Genomic DNA, 16,193 nt, shown 5'->3' on the forward strand with positions numbered 1-16,193 from the left:
AATTCCAAATTGAATTCTAAGGAGTGTATAGGATGTCGGAACGTCTAAATACAAAGCAGCTGAGCATCGGATATGCGGAGACTATGATTGTTAAGGAGCTGAATCTGTCGATTCCGACAGGGAAGATTACGGCGCTCGTCGGGGCGAACGGCTCGGGGAAATCAACAATTCTGAAGACGATGGCCCGGATCATGAAGCCGCAGAGCGGAAGTGTCATGCTGGACGGGAAATCCATTCATAATCTGTCCACCAAAGAGGTGGCCCGCCAGCTGGCGATCCTGCCGCAGAACCCTACTGCACCGGACGGCTTAACTGTCTCCGAGCTGGTCAGCTATGGCCGGTATCCGCATCAGAAGGGGTTCGGCAACCTGACTCCGGAGGACCGCAGCATTATCGCGGAGGCCATTAGCGTAACAGGGATGAACGAATTCCGTGACCGTCCGATTGACCGTCTCTCCGGCGGACAGCGGCAGCGGGCCTGGATTGCGATGGCGCTGGCCCAGCAGACGGATATTCTGTTCCTGGATGAACCGACGACCTTCCTCGATATGGCTCATCAGCTGGAGGTGCTGCAGCTGCTGCAGAAGCTGAATGATACAGAAGGGCGGACCGTTATTATGGTGGTGCATGACTTGAACCATGCCTCCCGTTATGCACATCATATGGTGGCGATTAAGTCCGGCAATGTTATCAGTGAGGGTTCGCCGCAGGAGGTCATGACACCTGGTGTGCTGCGTCAGGTGTTCGGCATTGAGGCCGATATTGTACCTGATCCCCGTACAGGGGTGCCGCTGTGTCTGCCCTATGAGCTTGCGGCATACAAGGCAGCAGGGCTATAGTTCCGCCGGTACGGGTATAAACAGAAGCTGCGTGGAATAATATGGATGTAACTAATCGGCTCCGGTCATTGTCATTGACAACGGAGCCTGTTCGTTGTTACAGTTGTGGTTGCGAAAGCCAATGATGCACGGAACAGAGAGGCACGCAATTCATATCCATATGAGGTTAGGAGCATGAACAATGAACATTGATCACATATATGAAGAGCTGCAGCCGCTAATCACTGCAGGTTCACTGAAACGCCATGAGGCGCTTAAAGATCTGGTCTATACCCGCATGGGCGGGGAAGCGGATATTTGGGCGGCTCCTGTTACATATGAAGAAATACAGACTATCTCTGCTTATGCCCGCGAGCATCAGATTCCGCTGACGGTGCTTGGCAACGGCTCGAATGTGATTATCCGCGACGGCGGCATCCGCGGCATTGTGCTGCAGACTTCCGATCTCACCGGAATGGGCATCCGGGACGGATTGCTGTATGCACAGTGCGGGGCGAAGATTATCGAGGTCTCAGGTTATGCGCTGGAGCAAGGGCTGACAGGTCTGGAATTCGCGTGCGGCATTCCCGGAACGGTAGGCGGGGCGCTCTATATGAATGCCGGAGCGTACGGCGGTGAAGTGAAGGATGTGCTGCACAGTGCGCTGGTAATTGACCGTAACGGACAGCTCTTAACTCTGGAGGGCGACCAGTTTGAATGGGGATACCGCAAAAGTGTTTTTGCCAGCGGACACTATATTGTGCTGGAAGCCAGATTTGCGCTGCTCCCGGGCGAACCGGCGGCCATCAAGGCGAAGATGGATGAGTTAACCTATCTGCGTGAATCGAAGCAGCCGCTGGAGTACCCTTCGTGCGGAAGTGTATTCAAGCGGCCGCCGGGCCGGTATGCCGGCCAGCTGATTCAGGAGAGCGGACTTCAGGGCACACGCATCGGCGGTGCAGAGGTGTCCCGCAAGCACGCCGGTTTCATCATTAATGCCGACAATGCGACCGCCAGCGATTATATCGGATTAATTCAGCATGTGCGTTCTGCTGTGAAGCAACATTTCGATGTGGAGCTGGAGACGGAAGTCGAGATTCTCGGCGAAGAGTTATAGGATATTCCCGCTAGAGTCAGGTAAGGACAGCGTATATTTTGCCCGGTCGGTCTGCAGCTCCACCTGGTCTTCAGCCATGTTCTGGAGCTTCAGCCCGGCTACGGCAATCTCATACCCCGGCTGGGGCAGAGGCACCAGTTCAGCGTCATCATTCAAGGTGCTGCCCGATCCCCGCAGAATCACGGCACTGTCCAGATAATCATCGATCACATCCTCAGCATTGCGGTAGTCCACAGTTTCCACAGTGAAATGGACCGTGTCCAGATCCTCCAGCTCTTGCTTCTGAATGACAAGGGTAGCTTCCTTGTGCGCATTCAGCCAATCCATTAGCTTCTCAACATTTGCTTCCATCGGTGATCCCATCCTTTAGTTAAGGTATGATTATTATTTTTAAGTTACCCCTTTCTTAGTAATTGAATCCATTGTCTCTGTGGCCCGGCTTCATCCTGTCAGGTGTTTGCGGCTGCTGATTCCTGTGTAAACTACTTCTGTACATCGTTACACTCTTGGAATCCAATCAACATCAGCTGAGAAGGTGAATGAAATGTGGAACGCTTTGTTGTGGGGCGCAGTGTCCGGGTCAGCTGTACTGATTGGGGCTCTGCTGGCTCTGTTTCTGCGGATTCCGGGCAAGCTGACGGGCTTCGTGATGGCCTTCGGGACTGGGGTACTGATTGGAGCGGCTGCTTATGAACTGCTGGAGGATTCTGCCGCTGACGGCGGGCTGACGCCAACGATTATCGGCTTCACTGCCGGGGCACTGGTGTTCACCGTATTTGACTGGCTGATCTCCCGCAAAGAGGAGAATGGCGGCGGACTGGCTATTTTTGCCGGTACGGTCCTGGACGCCATCCCTGAATCGATTATGATCGGCGCCAGTCTGATTGCCGGACAAGGGGTAAGCGTGCTGCTGGTGATCGCTATCTTCATCAGTAATATTCCTGAGGGACTGTCGAGTACGGCCGGGCTGAAGGAGGATGGCTATGGCAAAAGCAAGATTATGCTGCTATGGCTGGGGGTGCTCGTGATCTCCACCCTCGCTTCAGGAGGAGGCTATTTGTTCATGGATCACGCAGGCGGATTCACCAAAGCGCTGATTGCTTCTTTTGCCGGGGGCGGAATTATTGCGATGGTCTCTTCCAGCATGATGCCGGAGGCTTATCAAGACAGCGGGCCGCTAACCGGGTTCATCGCTGCCATGGGGCTGATGTGCTCATTGATTCTGGATCAGCTATGAGGCTTGTCAAGGCTGAGGCAATCATGATATAGTTCAAGACGCACCATAAGGCAGCATCTATGTGCATAAAGAAGGAATCTGCGCCACGGCGCAGGAGAGGTTCGCAAACTCCCTCTATAAAAAACTAAGACCGCTTAAGGGAATAGTCAGGAAGCTTAAGAGGTACGGCAGCGCCGTACTTCTGTCTTGGCGTTCGGCGTGTCTCAAACTTCGTAGAGCCAGGTTTACGGGAATCTCGTTCTTCTTTCCAATTCAGGCCAGGAGCCTGGGGAAAAGAGAGGGGTTTTTTGTCATGTCAGAAGGCAGATTGAAAGAGGAAATGCAGGAGGTTACCCTGCTGGGCAACCAAGGTACACAGTACAAGTTCGGTTATGATCCGCAGATTCTGGAGGCGTTCGACAACAAGCATCCCGGGCGCGATTACTTCGTCAAGTTCAATTGCCCGGAGTTCACCAGTCTGTGCCCCGTGACCGGACAGCCGGATTTCGGGGTGATGTACATCTCGTATATCCCCGACATTAAGATGGTAGAATCCAAGTCGCTGAAGCTCTATCTGTTCAGCTTCCGCAATCATGGGGATTTCCATGAAGATTGTGTCAACATTATCATGAATGACCTAATCGCACTGATGGAGCCCCGTTATATTGAGGTCTGGGGCAAGTTCACGCCGCGCGGCGGCATCTCGATCGATCCTTACTGCAACTGGGGCCGTCCGGGAACCAAGTATGAGGCCATGGCCGGACACCGGCTGATGAATCATGACCTGTATCCCGAGAAAGTGGATAACCGCTAATCCGGCAAGCCATGCTCACAGAGCAATAAGGAGGAGATGAAGAGATGAATAGACAAGCACTGGTCGTCTTCAGCGGCGGCCAAGACAGCACCACCTGCCTGGCCTGGGCCTTGCAGCAATTCGAGGAGGTCCAGGCAGTTACCTTCAATTATAACCAGCGCCACGCAGCAGAGATTGAGGTGGCCCAGAGCATTGCTGCCGACTTCGGCGTGAAGCAGCATATTCTGGATCTGGGCCTGCTGAACCAGCTGGCTCCGAACGCATTGACCCGCGAGGATATTGCGATTACCGCCGGGGAAGGCGAAGAGCTGCCCAGCACGTTCGTGGACGGGCGGAACCTGCTGTTCCTGTCGTTCGCGGCTATTCTGGCGAAGCAGCTCGGGTATGCCAACATCATTACGGGAGTCTGCCAGACGGACTTCAGCGGATACCCGGACTGCCGGGATGTGTTCGTCAAGTCTCTGAATGTGACACTTAATCTGGCGATGGATTACGAATTCGTGATTCATACTCCGCTGATGTGGCTGGACAAGAAGGAGACCTGGAAGCTCGCCGACGAGCTGGGCCAGTTCGACTATGTCCGGGAGCGGACCTTAACCTGCTACAACGGGATCCCCGGCAGCGGCTGCGGAACCTGCCCGGCCTGTCTTCTCCGTCAGCGGGGGCTGGAGCAGTATGAGGCAGAGCGGCGAAAGGCGGAGTTGTAATGCAGGGCGAAGTATCGGTATGCAAAATCTTCACCTTTGACGCAGCCCACCAGCTCATCGGGCATAAAGGGAAATGCAGCAATCTGCACGGGCACACTTACAAGCTTGAGGTGGTGCTGAAGGGTGTGCCGTCCGTGGAAGAAGGCCAGTCGGATGAGGGATTCGTCATTGATTTCAGCGATATCAAGCAGGTTGTACAAGGAGCGGTAGTGGACAGGCTGGATCACGCCTTCCTGGCGATGGGCAATGAGCCTGTGCTGGAGACGCTGATGGCGACCCGCTCCAAGGTGGCGCTGCTGTCCTTCCGCACAACCGCCGAGAATCTGTCGGCTTACATTGCCTATGAATTGAAACAGGCTTCGCTGCCGGTGTATTCTGTGAAGTTATGGGAGACCCCGACCTCCTGGGCCGAGGTGCTGGCTGCGGACATCCCGGAGGAAGGACCGTCCTACCGCCTGTACGGAGGCTGCGATTATGAGTAGAATTCCGGTTATTGAAATGTTCGGACCGACCATCCAGGGCGAAGGGGCGGTCATCGGCGTCAAAACCATGTTCGTCCGCACCTACGGCTGCGACTACCGCTGCAGCTGGTGTGATTCTGCCTTCACCTGGGACGGATCGGCTAAGGATAAAGTGAAGATGCTTACGCCGCAGGAGGTGCTCTCAGGCTTACTTGCGCTGGCGGGAGAGAATTTCGATTGTGTCACGATCTCGGGCGGCAATCCGGCACTGATCGGGGAGGCGATGGGAGAGTTCATCCGCCTGCTCCACGAACGCGGTATCCAGGCTGCTATTGAGACGCAGGGCAGCTGGTGGCAGGAGTGGTTCAGCGAGGTGGATGTGCTGACAATCAGCCCTAAGCCGCCCAGCTCCGGGATGGAGACCGACTGGGACAGGCTGGATGAGATTATGGATAGAGTCCGCAAAGACGGCAGGGCTAATTATAGCCTGAAGGTGGTTGTGTTCGATCTGACGGATTATGATTATGCGCGTAAGGTGCACTTCAGGTATCCCGGAGTTCCGCTGTTCCTGCAGCCGGGGAATGATAACGTAACGGAGGAGGGCAATATCTCGGGCCGCCTGCTGGCCCGGCTGGAGTGGCTGTTCCAGCAGGTGATCGCTGATCCGCAGATGAACCGGGCGCGGGTGCTGCCGCAGCTTCACGCCTTGGTCTGGCATAACAAGCGGGGGAAGTAATTCTCTTACAGTCTGGTATAATCATTTGTAATAGATTCCGAAGCAGGAGGTATCTTACAATGAACCAGATGATAAATGCCATGAAGCCGATTCGCCGCTCCAGACTGAGATTGTTTGCCGGCAAGCGTTATTTTACCTGGAAGAGATACTGGAGATGGATGATGTCACGGGAAAAGCTCGCCAGTGAGCAGCTGTCCGCCGCACTGCCGTATGAGGCCTCCAGTCACGCCACTCCGCTGCTGCGCAAATTGCGCAATGTTGATATGCAGCTCCAATATAACAAAATCACGAATCTGAAGCTGGCCATAGCGAAGCTTGACGGGCTGGTGATCCGTCCGGGCGAGACCTTCTCCTATTGGCGTACGATCGGCAAGCCGACCCGCCGGAAAGGCTATCTGGACGGAATGGTCCTGCATTATGGCGGTTTCCGCACGGGAACCGGCGGCGGATTATGCCAATTGTCCAATCTAATCTACTGGATGACCCTCCACACTCCGCTGACCGTAACCGAACGGCACCGGCACAGCTATGATGTGTTCCCCGATGAGCAGCGCACCCAGCCTTTCGGCAGCGGAGCCACCTGTGCGTATAACTATCTGGATCTCCAGCTCCGGAATGAAACGCAGCAGGTCTATCAGCTGAAGCTGTCTCTGGATGAGACCCATCTGCATGGTGAGTGGCGCTGTGACGGACAACAGCTCTATCATTATGAGGTCTACGAGGAGGGTCACCGCATCAGTCTGGAGCCGTGGGGCGGGTATATCCGCCGTAATGCAATCCGCCGCAGGGTGCTTACGCATACCGGAGAGGTAGCAGGGGACGAAGCCGTAGCCGAGAACCACGCACTGATGATGTATTCTCCGTTGCTGCATGGATAGAGCCGGCTGATTTACAATTTCCTGCAAAGGCATGGAAACCGTCTGGAGACGGATTCCGTGTCTTTTTGCAAATATAAGAATTTATATGTTGTACACGATAACTTATCCTTATATTTCTCGCTGAAACGGGTGCCGTCCTTAAAAAGGACGGTATCGCCGTTTCCACTTGTGTGGACAGAGAATATTTTGAAAAAGGCTGCTTTTTTCGGCAATTTGCGTTAAATTAACATAATGAGTCTTACCACATATAAAGGGGCATTTTTGTTATGAATTCCAGTAAACCGCCTGTTCCCGTTCCTCTGCTGATGGTCATCGGCATTGTGGCGGTCTCGTTCTCCTCAATCTTCATTAAATGGTCCGCCGCCCCTGTATCGGTTCAAGGCATGTACCGGCTGCTGTTCACCTCACTGCTGATGCTGCCGTTCGCCCGGCCATACACGGGTGCTGCCGCGCAGCTCGGGCTGAAGGACTGGCTGCTGCTGGTCGCCTCAGGTGCGCTGCTCGCACTGCATTTCCTGCTCTGGATGGGCTCGCTTAATTACACCTCCGTTGCCAGCTCGACGATGATTATGGCATTGGAGCCGTTATTCATTATGATCGGTGCGTACATTCTGTTTAAAGAGCGCAACAGTCTTCTTGCCATGCTCGGGATGGCGGTCGCCATCTTCGGGGTCGTCTTCATCGGCTGGGGGGACATCGGGCTGTCGGCCGAGAATTTGAAGGGAGATCTGCTGTCGGTGGGCGGGACTATCGCGGTGGCCGGACATCTGCTGCTCGGTCAGCGGCTGGTGGTGCGTATGCCTTCGTACCTGTACAGCCTGATTGTTTTTGTCGCCGCAGCTCTTGTCTTCGCTGTGTACAATCTGATCACCGGGACAGCGTTCTTCGCTTATCCGGCCCGCGAATGGGGAATCTTCGTGCTGCTGGCGGTAGTGCCGACGGTCTTCGGCCACATTCTGTTTAACTGGCTGCTGCAATATGTATCGGCAACTACTGTGTCCATGAATATTCTGGGCGAGCCGGTGGGGGCAAGTATTCTCGCCTTCCTGCTGCTGGGTGAACACCTCAGCGGGCTGCAGTGGGCAGGCGGTGTGCTGGTGCTCGCCGGGCTTGGCGTCTATCTGTATTCAGGCCGCAAGAAGACGCTGAAGCTGGAGGAAGCACTGCCCAGTGCTTCATAGCTCGGATAGAAACATATATATAGTAAGGGAGAACGACAGAAATGAATGAACATGATTACAGTCTGCCGGAAGACGCGGACCAGTCGGGCCATCAAGGAGCACCAACCAGTGAAGAGCTGTGGAACGAAGATACGTATTCAGCCTGGACCAGCCGGTTCGGTACGCCTGCTGAAGCAGCCGGGAAGCTGGCCAAAGATCCGGCCGGGAAGCTGTTCCCGCTGAATGCTTATTTCGGGGAAGTGGAGGGACGCCGGATTATCAATCTGATGGGCTCCAACGGCATGAAGGCTGTAGCGCTGGCCCTGCTTGGGGCGGAGGTGACGGTAGCGGATTTCTCGGAGGCCAATGCCCGTTATGCCCGTGAGCTGGCTCAGGCAGCCGGTGTGCCGCTGAACTATATCGTGTCGGATGTACTGGCACTGCCGGAGATCCTGCAAGGGAGCCGTTATGATCTGGTATTTGCTGAGATGGGGATTGTCCATTACTTTACGGACCTTGACCAGTTCATGGCCGTTGCCCGGCGCCTGCTGGCACCAGGCGGAACGTTTGTCCTGCGCGATTTCCATCCGGTGACGACCAAACTGATCTCCTCCAAGGGCTCGACGGCCAAGGTGCGCAAGCACAAGGTAAGCGGGGATTACTTCGACACCGCGCTTGAAGAGAAGCGGGTATCTTACTCCAAGTATATGCCGGATTCAGGCGCAGCTGCGGAAGCTGTCAAGCCGAATACGGTCTACTGGCGGCGCTGGACGCTGGGTGAGATCGTTACCGCTGCCGCTGGCGGCGGGCTGGTCATTCAGCAGCTGGTAGAGGAGCCGAACCTGTCGTCAGATGTATACGATAAGGGAATCCCCAAGACCTTCACACTGGTCGCTGTCTCACCTGAATAGACTTAAACAGATAAACGGTATCTCCAAAGAGCGCAGTAATTCATGCGCCTGGGGGTACCGTTTTTTTACTTCACCCGGACGTCCCCGCCATTCTTACAAAAGCTTCCTGCAACGGAGACAGCGTATAGTCCTTCCGCCAGGCCAGCACAAAGGCTCCACCCCCTGGCTGAATTCCCGGCAGCCGTGCATAAGCCAGCCGTCCGGCCGCTACCTCGGCTGCAATTCCGGCCATAGAGAAGACCCCGACAGCCCCGCCTTCAGCCAGCATACCCTTGACCGCCTCGGGCGAGCCGGCGACGGCATGGTTCCATACCCTCACTTTATTAAGCTGCGCCCACTGATCCGCCGTCCCGCGCAGGAAGGAAGCGGCCTCATGCTGAACCCATGGCTCCCGTGCCGCCGCTTCCACTGTAAGCTCCGCCTGCCCTGCGAACGGGTGGTCCGGCGCAAAGGCAAGTACCATCTCATCCGCTGAAATCACCTGCGTCTGGAAGGAATCGTCTTGGCCTGCCGCGCTATGCAGCACCGCCAGCTGAATCTCCCGGCTCCGCAGCTGTTCCCGGAGCACCTCATCCGGCAGTACGGATAAGTAGGTATCAATTCCTTCATGCTGCTGCATGAATCGGGACAGCAGTTTGGGCACAACATAACTACCGGGGATACTGCTGGCGGCAAGCTCCAGATTGCCCGCAGCCAGGGAAGTGAACTGCTTGACGGCCCGCTCCGCTTCGGCGGCCAGGGATACCATGCGGACCGCATACTGGTGCAGGGCGCGTCCGGCATCGGTCAGCAGCACCCGGCCGCTCCGGTACTGGAACAGGGAAGCGCCCAGCTCGCTCTCCAGGCTTTTCATATGAAACGATACTGTGGGCTGCTTCAGGCCCATCTCAGCGGCGACATCCGTCACTTTTTTATATTTCTCAATGAGGACCAAGATTTGCAGCTTTACAAGGTTCATGAAGATTCCTCCGGGTACGCGGCGATTTGCTGGCGATTGTTGTTTGTGTATAGATAATATCTATGGTGATATACATTTTATATTATAACTTTTATCTTTCGTTTTACAAACTCTGTACTTTTATCTAACGAACGGGTCCTAGAATAAGAAGAGTCAGAAGAGACGCTGATAGATAGGCAATAATGCTTCCCGAGTGCGTTTTGTACGAAGCAGATGGAACACGGCACACACTCACAAAACCTTTAGGAGGAAAACAAACAATGCAATTCAGAAAAACGTGGCTCATGGCTTTGGCGCTTACGGGCGTAGTAGCACTTTCAGCATGCGGCGGTAACAACGGGGGAAACAAGGCAGCATCCAATAACGGAGGAAACACACCGGCTGCAACAAACACAGAAGCCAGCAGCGGTGCTAAATTAAGCGGATCGATCCTGGCGTCGGGCTCCACAGCACTCCAGCCGCTCGTTGAACAGGTCGCTGAGAAATTCATGGAAACCAACAGCGGCGTGGACATTCAGGTTCAAGGCGGCGGCAGCGGCACCGGGCTGACCCAGGTCTCTGAGAAGCAGGTAGACATCGGGAACTCGGACGTATTCGCTGAAGAGAAGCTGAAGGATGCAGCGAAAGCGGCGGAGCTGAAGGATCATCAGGTGGCTGTTGTCGCGATTGCGGCAGTAAGCAACCCGGCAGCAGGCGTGGACAGCCTGACGAAGCAGCAGCTGGTTGATATTTTCACCGGAAAAATCACAAACTGGAAAGAGGTCGGCGGCGCTGACCAGGCCATCCAGATCATCAACCGTCCGGCAAGCTCGGGTACACGTGCTACCTTCGAGAGCTTCGCACTTGGCACCAAGACAGAAGACCTGAAGGGCTCGATCCAAGAGGATTCCTCCGGTACCGTTAAGAAGATGATCGGCGAAACACCGGGAGCCATCGGTTATCTGGCGCTGTCCTACCTGGACGATACGGTCAAAACCTTGAACTATGACGGCGTTGAGCCTTCTGTAGACAATGTAGTCGCTGGTAAGTATCCGGTATGGGCTTACGAGCACATGTACACGAACGGCGAACCGAATGAGACAGTAAAAGCCTTCCTGGACTATTTCATGACTGATGATGTGCAGACCGGCGACGTTGTTGAGCTTGGCTACATCCCGGCCTCCAAGATGCAGGTTACGCGCGATGTTGCAGGAACTGTAACTCCTAAGTAATTTACACAGGGTTGATGAATCAGAACTTTAATGTGATTAGAGGCGGATACCTTCTGCCTCTCTTTTCACTTTAGAAAGAGGGAGCATCTTGAGGGGACAACCAACAAACAAGCGGCTGGAAAAGCATCATATAGAAAATTTAATCGGACGTATTTATATGTCCTTTTGCGTGCTGCTCTTAATTATTATCATTATCTCCATGGTCTATTTCGTAGCCTCCAAAGGCGTGGCCAACTTCGTTAACGGTGAAGTGAAAATATCTGAGTTCCTGTTCGGCACGAAGTGGTCGCCAGAGGCGGATACGCCGTCCTACGGGGCTTTCCCGTTCATCTCGGGGTCTTTCCTGGTTACGCTGCTGGCTGCGCTTATCGCGAGTCCGCTCAGTATCTGTGCGGCGCTGTTCATGACAGAGATTGTCCCGGGCTGGGGTAAAAAGCTGCTGCAGCCGGTCATCGAGCTGCTGTCAGGCATCCCGTCCGTTGTCTACGGATTCGTAGGCTTAAGCGTCATTGTTCCCTTCCTGCGGGATACGCTGCCCGGCCAGGGCATCGGGGTGGCTGCAGGCGCGCTAGTGCTGTCGGTCATGATTCTTCCGACCATCACCAGCGTGGCTGCAGACGCGCTTGCTTCACTGCCGCAGAACTTGAAAGAATCTTCTTTTGCGCTCGGTGCCACACGCTGGCAGACGATCTCCCGGGTTATTCTACCGACGACCTTCCCGGCGATTATGACAGGGGTAGTACTTGGTATGGCCCGCGCCTTCGGCGAGGCTCTGGCCGTACAGATGGTTATCGGTAACGCACCGTTCGTGCCGCACTCCCTGTTCGAGTCCGCATCTACACTTACCAGTGTAATTACGCTGGGTATGGGGAATACGACGATGGGTTCACCGCAGAACAATGCGCTGTGGAGTATGGCGCTGGTCCTGATGCTGATGACCTTTATCTTCGTCCTGCTGGTGAGAATGCTCGAAAGGAGAAATAAAATTTGAAGCCGAGAACTGTCGACAAAATAGCCACTACTGTTATTGTGACCTTTGCTTTACTGATTGTAGCGATCCTGATCGGCCTCTTGGGTTATATTCTGATCCGCGGCTTCAATCATATCAGCTGGGACTTCCTGACCTCGGCGCCGCAGAAGATCCGCGCAGGCGGGGGCGTAGGGCCGCAGCTGTTCAACTCGCTGTTCCTGCTGGTGCTGACCTTAATTATTACAGTGCCGCTCGGTCTTGGCGCAGGAATCTTCATGGCGGAATATGCCCGTCCCGGCAAGCTGACGAACTTCATCCGGCTGGTCGTAGAGGTGCTCTCGTCCTTCCCGTCGATCATCGTCGGTCTGTTCGGCCTCTTATTGATTGTTAACACCTTCAATCTCGGCTTCTCCCTGATCTCGGGTGCGCTGGCGCTGACCGTCTTCAATCTGCCGCTGATGGTGCGGATCACTGAGCAAGCCTTCCGTACGGTGCCCAAGCAGCAGAAGGAAGCAGGGTTCGCCCTCGGCTTATCCAAATGGAAGATTGTCACCACTGTACTATTCCCGGTTGCGCTGCCGACCATTATTACCGGAACGATTCTGTCAGCCGGACGTGTCTTCGGCGAAGCGGCCGCCCTGATGTTCACCGCAGGAATGAGCAGCCCGCGCCTGGACTTCAGTAACTGGAATCCGCTGAGTCCTTCATCGCCGCTGAACCCGTTCCGTCCGGCCGAGACACTGGCGGTGCATATCTGGAAGGTTAACAGCGAAGGCCTGGCCCCGGATGCCATTCAGATCGCTGCAGGCGCTTCTGCCGTCCTGGTACTGACGGTACTGATCTTCAATCTGGCTGCCCGTTATTTCGGCAGATTCATCTATAAGAAGCTGACCGCCTCCAAGCGGATGAGCTAAGGCATTAACAAGCATAATTTTCAAAAAAGAGCCTGTAGGAGGAATTATAATGGGAATTGCGGAGCCAGCTGTACGTGAGTCATTTCAGACGGAGGATCTGAGTATATTCTATGGAACCTATGAGGCGGTGAAGGGAATCAGCCTGCCGTTCGCCCAGAATACGGTAACCGCACTGATCGGGCCCTCGGGCTGCGGGAAGTCCACCTTCCTGCGGTCCCTTAACCGGATGAATGATGATATCTCCGGCTCAACTACCAAGGGCAACATCTGGATTGACGGGGTGGACATCAATGCACCCGGAACAGATGTGATCAAGCTGCGCCAGAAGATCGGCATGGTCTGGCAGAAGCCGAACCCGTTCTATAAATCCATCTATGACAATATCGCCTTCGGACCGAAATATCACGGTATCAAAGGCAAGCAGGCGCTGGATGAGATCGTGGAGAGCAGCCTGCGCCGCGCCGCCCTGTGGGATGAGGTCAAGGACCGCCTGAAGGATTCGGCGCTGGCCCTGTCCGGCGGACAGCAGCAGCGGCTGTGCATCGCCCGGGCACTCTCGGTCAATCCGCAGATTCTGCTGCTGGATGAGCCGGCTTCGGCCCTCGACCCGGTATCAACCGGCAAGGTGGAGGAGCTGATCAAGGAGTTGAAGGAGGAGCTGCGCATCGTCATCGTAACGCACAACATGCAGCAGGCAGCGCGTATCTCGGATTACACGGCGTATTTCTATCTGGGCTCGCTGGTGGAATACGACAAGACCGAGAAGGTCTTCAGCAACCCGGAGAATCAGATGACCCAGGAATATATTATGGGCCGGTTTGGCTGACATACTTATAGCAGAACACCATCCATTGCGGGTGGTGTTTTTGTTAATGAGCAAATATCTCTTGCAAAACTAATTAGGTTAGTTTATATTTAAACTAATAAGATTAGTTTTGAGGAGGAGAACCAATGAGAGTGACACAAGAAGGCAATTTGTATCAGCTAACGTGGTTGCCGCGTATTTTTCCGGTGAATTGTTATTTAATTGAAGAAGAGCAGGAGCTTACACTTATTGATGCAGGCATGTCCTATAGTATGAAAGGGATTCTGATACAGGCGGAGAAGCTTCGGAAGCCGCTAACCCGCATCGTGCTGACTCATGGTCATATGGATCATGTCGGGGCGCTGGATGGCTTGAAGAAGAATGTACCGGAGGCTAAGGTCTATATTTCGGAACGGGATGCTTCGCTGCTGGCCGGTGACCGTTCGCTAAGACCCGGGGAGCCGCAGTCTCCGGTCAAGGGCAGTGTGCCGTCCAAGATCGTAACGGGGCCCGATGTGCTGCTCCATGAAGGCGACCGGATCGGTTCACTTGTTGCTGTCAATACGCCTGGGCACACGCCGGGATCCATGTCGTTCCAGGATCAGCGCAGCGGAGCTGTGATTGCCGGAGACGCCTTTCAGACCTTCCGGGCGGTCGCCGTGTCGGGCAAGAAGGTGCCCTGGTTTCCTTTTCCGGCTATGGCCACCTGGAATCTGGAGCAGGCGCTGGCCAGTGCATATAAGCTGATTGAGCTTAATCCTTCGTTGCTGGGAGTTGGCCATGGCAATCTGCTGCTGGACCCCGTTGAGGCTATGAAGAGGGCGGCTGCCGAGGCTGAAGGGCTATTAAGCGGAGGAGGAGCGGTACATGGCTAGAGCAGGTCTGGATACCCGCACACTGGTGCTGGCAGCGGCAGAGCTGGCGGATGAACAAGGGATCGAGGCAGTGACGCTGGCTGCATTAGCCGCGAAGCTGGGCGTCCGTTCCCCGTCGCTCTATAATCACATCAACGGGCTCGCGGGACTGCGTACACTAATGGCCGTATATGGCCTGGAGCAGCTGTATGAGATCATATCGCAGGCAACAGAGGGTCTCAGCGGAGAAGCAGCGTTACATGCCATGAGTCAGGCTTACCTTGGATTCACCAGAGCACACCCAGGGCTCTACCAGACAACGTTAAAAGCACCCGAACAAGGGGACACTGCTCTGGAGGCAGCGAGTGCAAAGATCCTGTCGCTCATCATCCGGATGATATCCGTGTTCGGCTTGGACGAGGAAGGCAATCTTCATGCCGTCCGTGGACTAAGAAGTATCCTGCACGGTTTATCCACTCTGGAGCATCAGGGCGGATTTGGAATACCGCTGGACCTGAATATCACTCTTACCCGGCTGATTAATGCCTATATTGCCGGAATCCGCTGTATGGGATCAGACTCATATGATAAGCTTAATGAAATGGACGAGCCTAAGCGATGAGGAGATGAAGAGTAGTGGCCACAGCAAATAAGCAAGAGAGCGTAACCACGTTTGAAGAGATGGCTGAGGTAGTCGCCAGGCTGGGGATTGTGCCGCTGGCCGGCCTGATTCCGGAGCACCCCTCGGTGAACGGTCTGACTCTGAAGGAGAATTGGCATACCGATACAGAGCTGGATCCTTGGGGATGGCGGGTCAGATTTCCCGGAGAAGGCTTAGCCGGTTACGGAAAGTTCATCAAGAAAAAAGCCGTGCTCGTATCCCGCGAGTGGCTTCCGGCTTACTTGGCAGCGGCCGGGCCTCAGCAGTCTCTCGAAGTGCGGTATAAGAGCGGCCTGGCCACGAGAGAAGCGCTTACCTTGCTGGAGATTATCCGGGCGAATGAGGGAATAGAGACACGCCAGCTTCGCTCTATGGCTGATATGAAGGCCAAGGAGAAGAAGACGGCTTTTGACAATGCGGTAACGGAGCTGCAAGGGTCTCTGGATACTGTAATCTCCGGCGTGAAGCAGAGGGTGAATGCAGAAGGTGAGCCGAATGGCTGGAACAGCACCTCCTACGAAACGACGGGGCACTGGATGCAGGGGGCGGGAATCCCGTTCTTCGAAGGCTCAAGGGATGAGGCAGTAGCTTGGCTGCGTGCAAGAATGGAAGGAGCCTGGACACCTGAGGCCATTGCCTGGACCGCCAAGGCCTTAGGCTGGAAGTGAAAGGGGAACGGCAGCGCCTAGTCTTAACGGGGGGCTGCTGTTTTTGTGTCCGGATGAGGACAAACAGAAACGGCTCATCCATTTCCCGCAGGAGCAGATCAGCCGTAAGCGCTTACGCAGAAGCGGATACTATTAAAACAGTACATTATAACATAGGGCCGAGGTAGGCAATCAGGAAGTACAGGAATCCGAACAGCAGCATGATGTAGGCTGTGTATTTGATTGCGTCGGAGGCCACGATACTTAAGTCTTTGGGAGCCTCGACATCGAGCCGTTCCGGTTCAGTCGAATCTGTCTCACGATAGTTCAAAGATTCTTTCATCTGAATCCCCTC

21 protein-coding genes and 1 riboswitch are annotated in these 16,193 nt (G+C 54.8%); of the genes, 18 read left to right on the forward strand and 3 right to left on the reverse strand.

The genetic code is table 11. From position 1 onward, the window contains the following. The first annotated feature begins 32 nt into the window (after positions 1–32). Complete coding sequence (locus tag K1558_RS11365; RefSeq protein ID WP_238651685.1) at positions 33–839, forward strand: ABC transporter ATP-binding protein; 807 nt, start codon at positions 33–35, stop codon at positions 837–839. Positions 840–1,020: 181 nt separating this feature from the next. Continuing rightward, the gene (gene murB, locus K1558_RS11370; protein WP_238651686.1) at positions 1,021–1,935 is read left to right on the forward strand and encodes a UDP-N-acetylmuramate dehydrogenase; all 915 of its coding nucleotides are present in this window, start codon (positions 1,021–1,023) and stop codon (positions 1,933–1,935) included. On the opposite strand, the gene ymzB is transcribed toward murB, so the two are convergent. Next, positions 1,930–2,286 carry a protein YmzB gene (gene ymzB, locus K1558_RS11375; RefSeq protein WP_238651687.1) on the reverse strand — a complete coding sequence of 119 codons (357 nt, stop codon included), beginning with the start codon at positions 2,284–2,286 and terminating at the stop codon, positions 1,930–1,932. The genes murB and ymzB overlap by 6 nt on opposite strands. Positions 2,287–2,479: 193 nt before the next feature. On the opposite strand from ymzB, the gene K1558_RS11380 reads away from it, so the two are divergent. From K1558_RS11380 to K1558_RS11415, 8 genes are all read left to right on the forward strand, one after another. Continuing rightward, positions 2,480–3,172, forward strand: coding sequence for a ZIP family metal transporter (locus K1558_RS11380; protein ID WP_238651688.1), 693 nt, complete (start codon positions 2,480–2,482; stop codon positions 3,170–3,172). A gap of 90 nt (positions 3,173–3,262) precedes the next feature. Next, positions 3,263–3,306: riboswitch (PreQ1 riboswitch) on the forward strand. A gap of 158 nt (positions 3,307–3,464) precedes the next feature. Then, positions 3,465–3,965: a preQ(1) synthase gene (gene queF, locus K1558_RS11385; RefSeq protein WP_238651689.1), complete on the forward strand. Its 501-nt coding sequence runs from the start codon at positions 3,465–3,467 to the stop codon at positions 3,963–3,965. A 44-nt stretch (positions 3,966–4,009) separates the two neighbouring features. Next, positions 4,010–4,672 (forward strand): 7-cyano-7-deazaguanine synthase QueC, encoded by a 663-nt coding sequence (queC, locus tag K1558_RS11390; RefSeq protein WP_238651690.1) that lies wholly within the window; start codon positions 4,010–4,012, stop codon positions 4,670–4,672. Then, complete coding sequence (locus K1558_RS11395; RefSeq protein ID WP_238651691.1) at positions 4,672–5,154, forward strand: 6-pyruvoyl trahydropterin synthase family protein; 483 nt, start codon at positions 4,672–4,674, stop codon at positions 5,152–5,154. The genes queC and K1558_RS11395 overlap by 1 nt, the downstream gene beginning before the upstream one ends. Next, positions 5,147–5,869, forward strand: a complete 723-nt coding sequence (gene queE, locus K1558_RS11400) for a 7-carboxy-7-deazaguanine synthase QueE (protein ID WP_238651692.1) — start codon at positions 5,147–5,149, stop codon at positions 5,867–5,869. The genes K1558_RS11395 and queE overlap by 8 nt, the downstream gene beginning before the upstream one ends. A gap of 68 nt (positions 5,870–5,937) precedes the next feature. Then, complete coding sequence (locus K1558_RS11405; protein ID WP_420800431.1) at positions 5,938–6,747, forward strand: VanW family protein; 810 nt, start codon at positions 5,938–5,940, stop codon at positions 6,745–6,747. A gap of 266 nt (positions 6,748–7,013) precedes the next feature. Then, the gene (locus K1558_RS11410; RefSeq protein ID WP_238651694.1) at positions 7,014–7,928 is read left to right on the forward strand and encodes a DMT family transporter; all 915 of its coding nucleotides are present in this window, start codon (positions 7,014–7,016) and stop codon (positions 7,926–7,928) included. Positions 7,929–7,969: 41 nt separating this feature from the next. Next, the gene (locus K1558_RS11415; RefSeq protein ID WP_238651695.1) at positions 7,970–8,818 is read left to right on the forward strand and encodes a class I SAM-dependent methyltransferase; all 849 of its coding nucleotides are present in this window, start codon (positions 7,970–7,972) and stop codon (positions 8,816–8,818) included. Positions 8,819–8,888: 70 nt separating this feature from the next. Here K1558_RS11415 and K1558_RS11420 read toward each other — a convergent pair whose 3' ends face one another. Continuing rightward, entirely contained in the window at positions 8,889–9,776 is an 888-nt protein-coding gene (locus K1558_RS11420; protein ID WP_238651696.1) for a LysR family transcriptional regulator, read from the reverse strand. A 260-nt stretch (positions 9,777–10,036) separates the two neighbouring features. Between K1558_RS11420 and K1558_RS11425 the strand changes: the two genes are divergently transcribed. The 8 genes from K1558_RS11425 (at position 10,037) to K1558_RS11455 (ending at position 15,859) form a co-directional block, all read left to right on the forward strand. After that, positions 10,037–10,987: a phosphate ABC transporter substrate-binding protein PstS family protein gene (locus tag K1558_RS11425; RefSeq protein ID WP_238651697.1), complete on the forward strand. Its 951-nt coding sequence runs from the start codon at positions 10,037–10,039 to the stop codon at positions 10,985–10,987. An 88-nt stretch (positions 10,988–11,075) separates the two neighbouring features. After that, entirely contained in the window at positions 11,076–11,978 is a 903-nt protein-coding gene (gene pstC, locus K1558_RS11430) for a phosphate ABC transporter permease subunit PstC (protein ID WP_238651698.1), read from the forward strand. Continuing rightward, positions 11,975–12,871: a phosphate ABC transporter permease PstA gene (gene pstA / locus K1558_RS11435; protein WP_238651699.1), complete on the forward strand. Its 897-nt coding sequence runs from the start codon at positions 11,975–11,977 to the stop codon at positions 12,869–12,871. The genes pstC and pstA overlap by 4 nt, the downstream gene beginning before the upstream one ends. 49 nt (positions 12,872–12,920) lie before the next feature. After that, positions 12,921–13,697 carry a phosphate ABC transporter ATP-binding protein PstB gene (gene pstB / locus K1558_RS11440; protein ID WP_238651700.1) on the forward strand — a complete coding sequence of 259 codons (777 nt, stop codon included), beginning with the start codon at positions 12,921–12,923 and terminating at the stop codon, positions 13,695–13,697. A 125-nt stretch (positions 13,698–13,822) separates the two neighbouring features. Next, positions 13,823–14,551: an MBL fold metallo-hydrolase gene (locus tag K1558_RS11445; protein WP_238651701.1), complete on the forward strand. Its 729-nt coding sequence runs from the start codon at positions 13,823–13,825 to the stop codon at positions 14,549–14,551. Next, complete coding sequence (locus tag K1558_RS33170) at positions 14,521–14,625, forward strand: hypothetical protein (RefSeq protein WP_420800432.1); 105 nt, start codon at positions 14,521–14,523, stop codon at positions 14,623–14,625. Before K1558_RS11445 ends, K1558_RS33170 begins: the two co-directional genes overlap by 31 nt. Then, positions 14,577–15,152: a TetR/AcrR family transcriptional regulator gene (locus tag K1558_RS11450; RefSeq protein WP_420800433.1), complete on the forward strand. Its 576-nt coding sequence runs from the start codon at positions 14,577–14,579 to the stop codon at positions 15,150–15,152. The genes K1558_RS33170 and K1558_RS11450 overlap by 49 nt, the downstream gene beginning before the upstream one ends. Before the next feature lie 14 nt (positions 15,153–15,166). Next, positions 15,167–15,859: an AlkZ-related protein gene (locus K1558_RS11455; protein ID WP_238651703.1), complete on the forward strand. Its 693-nt coding sequence runs from the start codon at positions 15,167–15,169 to the stop codon at positions 15,857–15,859. 145 nt (positions 15,860–16,004) lie between these two features. On the opposite strand, the gene K1558_RS11460 is transcribed toward K1558_RS11455, so the two are convergent. Further along, complete coding sequence (locus K1558_RS11460) at positions 16,005–16,181, reverse strand: hypothetical protein (protein ID WP_238651704.1); 177 nt, start codon at positions 16,179–16,181, stop codon at positions 16,005–16,007. Between the last annotated feature and the right edge of the window lie 12 nt (positions 16,182–16,193).

This window comes from Paenibacillus piscarius (assembly GCF_022234545.1).
In the GTDB taxonomy this organism is placed as follows: domain Bacteria; phylum Bacillota; class Bacilli; order Paenibacillales; family Paenibacillaceae; genus Paenibacillus_AQ; species Paenibacillus_AQ piscarius.